This window comes from Streptomyces swartbergensis (assembly GCF_002148965.1).
Classification (GTDB): domain Bacteria; phylum Actinomycetota; class Actinomycetes; order Streptomycetales; family Streptomycetaceae; genus Streptomyces; species Streptomyces swartbergensis.
The window spans coordinates 1-6369 of sequence record NZ_NGFN01000437.1 but is presented as its reverse complement, the minus strand read 5'-3'; the positions used below and the strand labels follow the sequence as shown (position 1 = coordinate 6369).

Below are 6369 nucleotides of genomic sequence, written 5' to 3'. Positions count from 1 at the left end.
CCCCCCGGTAGCTGTTCGCCCGCCCCTCCCCTTGCTCACCCAGTATGGCGGGCTGTCGTCCGAGTTTGTACGGTGCGGGACGCGCGTCCGGGCCGAGCCTCGCCATGGCGCGCAGGATGTGTTTGGGCGGGAGTTGCCACCGCACACGTGCGGGAACGCGGCGCAGCAGGAGGCCGGTGAGACGCAGTTGCCGGGTGACGGTGGCGGGTGCGGGGGCGGGTCTGCCGTACAACTCGTGGGCGTACGGAGGCAGGGAGGCGTACGCCAGTTGTGCCACGCGCCGCCACAGCACCTCGCGCAACGGTACGAGAAGGGGATGCGTCGGCGGACGGAGCAGGAAGTCGTCCACCTCGCGCGCCTCGGGCCCCGCGGCCAGTTCGGGACGCACCTTCTCGAAGTACGCCGCCAGCCCGGCCCTGTCGCCGGGTACGGTGCCGGGGTCGAGGCCCACCAGGCGTGCGCTCTCGCGGTGTTCGGCGATGTAGCGGTCGGCCTCGGCGTCGGTGAGCCGGAACCCGGACCTGCGCAGGACGTCCAGGTAGGAGTCGATCTCGGCGCAGTGCACCCAGAGAAGGAGACCGGGTTCGTCGACGCCGTAGCGCTCGCCGGTGTCCGGGTCGGTCGCCGTCAGCATGCTGTGGATCTTCCGGACTCGGGCGCCCGCCCGCTCGGCGGCCTCGGTGGTGCCGTACGTCGTCGTGCCGACGAAGTTCGCGGTGCGCATCAGGCGCCCCCAGGCGTCACGCCGGAAGTCGGAGTTCTGCATGACGCCGCGTACCGCGCGGGGATGCAGGGCCTGGAGGTAGAGCGCTCGGATACCGGCGATCCACATCATGGGGTCGCCGTGCGTCTGCCAGGTCACCGAACCGGGTCCGAACAGCCCGGGGTCCGCGCCGGTCATGCGACTCACCTCCGCCCGGCGCCCACGATGACACAGTTCGAACAATCGGTCGATGCCGCCGGGTTCATCGCCTCGTCCTGCCGTTCACCCCCTGCCGTCCGATTGTTGAGATTTAACCCACCCGGCCCCAGCTTTGGTAAGGCTCTCCTTATATGCTGACGCCGCCGATCAAGCTCCGCACGGGGCCGCTGCGGCATGCCCCACCTCCGCACGACAGGACTGACATGCGCACCACCTCCCGCGCTCTCATAGCGGCGCTCGTTCTCCCCCCTCTGCTGTCCGGCTGCTTCGCGCCGAGCGACAGCGGCGACGACACGGGGGCCGGAGCGGGATCGGGCGGTCGGCTGCGGGTCGCGCTGGCCGTGCCGCCGGTGCAGGCGCTGTCCCCGTACAGCAACGACGCCACCGTGCTGAGCAAGCTGTCCGTCGCCGAGGGCCTCACCGCCCTCGACCGGAACGGCACGGCCAAGCCCGCGCTGGCGAAGTCCTGGAAGCAGGACGACGACACCACCTGGACCTTCGAGCTGCGCAAGGCCGAGTTCCAGGACGGCACCGAGCTCACCGCCCAGTCCGTCGTCAACGCGCTCGACCACGCGAGTGCCGCCAAGCCCAAGCCCCGCGTGCTGAGCGACGTGGCCCTCACCGCCAAGGCCGAGGACGCCGACACCGTCACTCTCACCACCAAGACACCCGACCCCGTGCTGCCGCTGCGGCTGGCCAGCCCCGCGCTGGCGATCCTGTCGGCGAAGGCGTACGGCAACGACGGCGCCGTCAGCCCGGTCGGCACCGGCACCGGCCCGTTCGAGATCACCCGGCTCAGCGGCAAGACCAAGGCGGCACTCGACCGCTTCGACGGCTACTGGGGCGGCAAGGCCAAGGCGCCCGGCATCGACGTGAGCTGGATCGCGGACGGCACGGCCCGCGCCAATGCGCTGCGCGGCGGCGAGGCCGACATCGCCGAGTGGATCCCCACCGCCCAGGCGAAGTTGCTCGACAAGGACACGCGGCACGAGGTGCCCTCCGTGCGCACCGACAGCCTGATCCTGAACACCGGCAGCGGCCTGTTCACCGACGCCGGTCTGCGCGCTGCCGCCCGGGAGGCCGTCGACGGTTCCGCGCTGGTCGACTCCGTCTTCGGCGGGTACGCCGACCCCGCGCAGGGCCTGTTCGGGCCCGCCGTGCCGTGGGCCGCCGACAAGCGGGTGGACGTGACCGGCCGCGCCAAGGCCGACACCGTCGCCCAGGTGAAGGCCGGGACCAAGGGCAGGACGCTGCGGCTGGCCACCTACACCAACCGGGCCGAACTTCCCGAGGCCGCGACCGTGCTCCAGCAGCAGCTGGAGAAGGCCGGGTTCACCGTGAAGCAGGACGTGCGCGAGTACAMGCAGATGGAGGCCGACCTCCTCGCCGGGAAGTACGACGCCCTCGTCTTCTCCCGGGTGACGCTCCTCGACACCGGTGACGCGGTCGACTACCTCGCCAGCGACTTCACCAGCGAGGGCGTCTACAACATCCCCGGGCTGAAGGACGGCGCGGTGGACAAGGCCATCCGGGCCGCCGCCGCGGAGCGCGACACCGAGCGCCGCCAGGAGAAGATCATGCGGGCGGAGGCGGAGATCCTACGCACCGACGCCGTCGTCCCGCTGGTGCACGAGCAGGCGGTGCAGGGCATCGCCACCGGTGTCGAGGGCGTGATCCTCGACCCGCGCGAGCGCTCTCTCGTCGACGTCGACACGCACGTCGGGTAGCGCATGAGCGTCGCCCACGCCCCCGCCGCCCGACTGTCCCTCTGGCCGGCGGCGGCCGGCCGTGTGCTCGCCGGAGCCGCGCTGCTCGGCGCGGTGGCCCTGTTGCCGTGGCTGACCGGCGCGGACCCGGCACGCACGGTGCTGCGGGCCCGCTCCGCCGACCAGAACCCGACAGCCGCGGAACTGGCCGCCGTACGGGAGCAGTTGGGGCTGGACGAGGGGCCGCTCGCGCATCTCGCCCACTGGCTGGGCGGCCTGCCGCGCGGGGACGCGGGCGTCTCGTGGGTCTCCGGTGAGCCGGTCATGCCGCAGGTGGGGGCCGCCCTGTCGGTCTCGCTGACGCTGATGCTGGGCGCGCTCGTGGTGACCGCCCTGGTGACCGCGCTGGTGTGTGCCCGCACCGTGTTCCTCGGCTCCCGGCGACGGCTGCGGCAGGACCGAACGGGCACCACGGCCGCCATGCTGGCCGCCCTGCCGAAGTTCCTGCTCGCCTCGGTGCTGGCGACCGTGTGCGGGGTCTGGTGGAGGTGGTTCCCGTCCAGCGGCTGGGAGGGGCCGCAGTCGATGGTGCTGCCCTCGCTCGCCCTCGGCATCCCGTCGGGCGCGATGCTCGGCGGGCTGCTCGACCAGGCGCTGCCCGCCGCCTTCCACGAACCGTGGGCGCGCACGGCGTACGCCGTCGGGCTCCCGCCCGGCAGCATCGCCCGCAACGCGCTGCGCCGCACCCTGCCCGGCATGCTGCCGCAGTTGCTGCCGACCGTCGTGGCCCTGGTCGGCGGTGCGGTCGCGGTGGAGAAGATCTTCAACATCCCGGGGCTCGGCCGGCTCGCCCTGGAGGCCGCCGTCGCGCAGGACCTCCCCGTGCTCCAGACCGCGACCCTGGCGCTGGTCCTGCTCGGCGTGGGCGCCGGCGTCCTGATCCGGGCCCTGCGCCACGCGCTCCTCGGCCGCCCCCTGCGCGACGGTGCCCTGCCGACCTTGCACCGGCCCCCGCTCGTCCCGCCGCGCTCGCTGCGCTGGATCACCGCGGCCTGTTCGGTGGTCCTGATCGCCCTCGTCACGGCGGGCCTCCTGCGCGACCCCTTGCAGGTCGACACGGCGGCACGGCTGGTGGCCCCGTCCCTCGAACACCCCCTGGGCACGGACGCGCTGGGCCGGGATCTGCTGGCCCGGCTGGGCCACGGGGCACTGCGCACGGCCGGTGTCGCCCTCGCCGTGACGGTGGTCAGCGCCGTCACCGGTCTCCTGCTGGGCATGGCACCGCGGGCGAGCGCCGGTCCGACGGAGGTCGTGTCGACCCTGCCCGCGGTCCTCTCCGGACTGCTCATCGCTGGCGTGACCGGGCCGTCGGTGTGGGGCGCGGCGTGCGCGGTCTGCGTGGTCGGCTGGAGCCCGTACGCCGCGCAGACCGCCGCGCTGCTCGAACAGGAACGCGCGAGCGGTCACATCGCCGCGTCCGTCGCGCTCGGTGCGGGACGGCTGCACCTGCTGCGCCGGCATCTGCTCCCCGCGGTGCTGCCGGCCCTTCTCCGCAACGCCCTGCTGCGGCTGCCGACCGCCGTCCTGGTACTGGCCTCGCTCGGCTTCCTCGGCCTGGGCGAACAGCCGCCCACCCCCGAGTGGGGCCGGCTCCTGTCGGAGAACCAGCCCTACGCCGAACTCGCCCCCTGGACGGTGCTCGGGCCGGCCGCCGCGCTGGTGGTGCTCTCCGTGCTGGCGGTGACGGGCAGCGCGCTGGGACGCGAGAAAGGCGAGTAGCAGGCGCCCCGGCCGGTGGAGTCCACGGGCCGGGGCGCCTGCTGCTCGCCTTTCAGGCGGGGCGCGTCTCGTCGACCACGTAGCCCCGCCGCTTGTCCACGACGTTGCGCAGGGGGCGGCCCTCGATATGACGGGTGAGGTTGTCGAGGAACACCTCGACGAGCGCCTCCCGCTCACTGGTGGTCTCCCCCGCCGTGTGCGGGGAGATCATCACGCCGGGCATGTCCCACAGCGGCGACCGGGCCGGCAGCGGCTCCTGGCCGAAGACGTCCAGGGCGGCGCCGGCGAGCCGGCCGGCGGCGAGGTGGTCGATGAGCGCCTCCTCGTCGACGAGTCCGCCCCGGCCGACGTTGATCAGCCGGGCCCCCGGCTTCATGGCCGCCAGCACGGAGGCGTCGACCATGCCCCGGGTGTCCTCGGTCAGGGGCGCGGCCAGGACGACGTAGTCCGCCTCCGTCAGGGCGGCGGGCAAGGTCGTCGCACCGTGGACCGTGCCGAAGTCGGGGTCGTCCGTGCGGGCCTTGCGGCCGGCGCCGCAGACCCGCATCCCGACGGCCCGCAGCAGCCGGGCGATGGCCCGGCCGATGGGCCCCGTGCCCCAGACCAGCACCGTGCGTCCGGTGATGCCGTCACTGGGTCGCGGACGCCACTCGCGACGCCGCTGGTGCTCCCAGGTGCCGGGGAAGTCCTTGGCGAGGGCGAGGATCAGGCCGAGGACGTACTCGGCGGTCGGCTGGTCGTAGACGCCGCGGGCGTTGGTGAGAACGACGCCCGGATCCTCCACCAGGGCGGGGAAGAGAAGGGAGTCCACGCCGGCGGAGGAAGCGTGCACCCAGCGAGGTACCTTCTCGGGGTTGTCGGGCCAGGCCTCGCGAATGGCCGGGGTGATGGTGACCCAGGCCAGGAGGGCGTCGGCGCCGGGGAGGAGGTAGGGCAGTTCCTCCTCGGTGGCGTAGACGGTGTCCGCGAGGCGTTCGATGAGCCCGGTGGCGGGTGGCCGGTTGCCCCGGTAGAGGACGACGAGTCGGTCGGGCATGTCAGGCTCCGACGGGGACTGCGATGTACTTGTACTCCAGGAACTCCTCGATGCCGACGCGTCCGCCTTCGCGGCCCAGGCCGGACTGCTTGACGCCGCCGAAGGGTGCGGCCGGGTTGGAGACGAGTCCGGTGTTGAGGCCGATCATGCCGCTTTCGAGGCGTTCGCTGATGCGCAGGGCGCGGTCGAGGTTCTGGGTGAACAGGTAGGCGGCGAGGCCGAATTCGGTGTCGTTGGCGGCGGTGACGGCCTCGTCCTCGTCGTCGAAGGTGAGGAGGGCGGCGACGGGGCCGAAGACCTCGGTGTCGATGATGGCGGAGTCGGCGGAGACGCCGGTGAGCACGGTGGGCGGGTAGAAGCAGCCGGGCCCTTCGGGGAGTTCGCCGCCGGTGAGGATCGTGGCGCCGCGCTTGACCGCGTCGCGGACGACGTCGTGGGCCTTGGCTCGGCCGGCGATGTCGATGAGGGGGCCGACGTCGGTGCCGGGTTCGGTGCCGGGCCCGACCTTCAGGGCCGCCATGCGGGCGGCGAGGCGGGTGGCGAACTCCTCGGCGACGGAGGTGTGGACGTAGATGCGGTTGGCGGCGCAGCAGGACTCGCCCATGTTGCGCATCTTGGCGACCATCGTGCCTTCGACGGCCACGTCGAGGTCGGCGTCGTCGAAGACGATGAGGGGGGCGTTGCCGCCCAGCTCCATGGAGGTGCGGATGACGGTGTCGGCACACTGGGCCAGCAGGATCCGGCCGACCTGGGTGGAGCCGGTGAAGGAGAGTTTGCGGATCTGCCCGCCGCGCAGCAGGGGCTCGACGACTCCGGCGGCGTCGGTGGTGACGACGATGTTGAGGACGCCGTCGGGCAGACCGGCTTCCTTCAGGATCGCGGCGAGGGCGAGGCTGGTCAGGGGGGTCTGGGGTGCGGGCTTGAGG

The 6369-nt window shown here is 72.9% G+C and carries 5 protein-coding genes; 2 read left to right on the top strand and 3 right to left on the bottom strand.

Annotation, left to right across the window (positions count from 1 at the left end):
- On the bottom strand, nucleotides 1-901 hold a 901-nt coding region (locus CA983_RS39200; RefSeq protein WP_086605472.1), incomplete at its 3' end, for an oxygenase MpaB family protein.
- A gap of 224 nt (nucleotides 902-1125) precedes the next feature.
- Here CA983_RS39200 and CA983_RS39195 point away from each other — a divergent pair.
- Together CA983_RS39195 and CA983_RS39190 are read left to right on the top strand one after the other, a co-directional pair.
- A complete protein-coding gene (locus CA983_RS39195; protein WP_086605471.1) occupies nucleotides 1126-2649 on the top strand; it encodes an ABC transporter substrate-binding protein in 1524 nt (507 codons plus the stop codon).
- A gap of 3 nt (nucleotides 2650-2652) precedes the next feature.
- Complete coding sequence (locus CA983_RS39190; protein WP_086605470.1) at nucleotides 2653-4407, top strand: ABC transporter permease subunit; 1755 nt, start codon at nucleotides 2653-2655, stop codon at nucleotides 4405-4407.
- Nucleotides 4408-4459: 52 nt separating this feature from the next.
- Here the strand turns inward: CA983_RS39190 and CA983_RS39185 are convergent, their stop codons facing one another.
- Nucleotides 4460-5443 carry a D-2-hydroxyacid dehydrogenase gene (locus tag CA983_RS39185; RefSeq protein WP_086605469.1) on the bottom strand — a complete coding sequence of 328 codons (984 nt, stop codon included), beginning with the start codon at nucleotides 5441-5443 and terminating at the stop codon, nucleotides 4460-4462.
- A gap of 1 nt (nucleotide 5444) precedes the next feature.
- Nucleotides 5445-6369: aldehyde dehydrogenase family protein (locus CA983_RS39180; RefSeq protein ID WP_143645701.1), on the bottom strand; the 925-nt coding region annotated here is incomplete at its 5' end.

Coding starts and splice junctions, on each gene's coding strand:
- CA983_RS39185 (WP_086605469.1), bottom strand. CDS start 5,443: ATGCCCGACCGACTCGTCGTCCTCTACCGGGGCAACCGGCCACCCGCC.
- CA983_RS39190 (WP_086605470.1), top strand. CDS start 2,653: ATGAGCGTCGCCCACGCCCCCGCCGCCCGACTGTCCCTCTGGCCGGCG.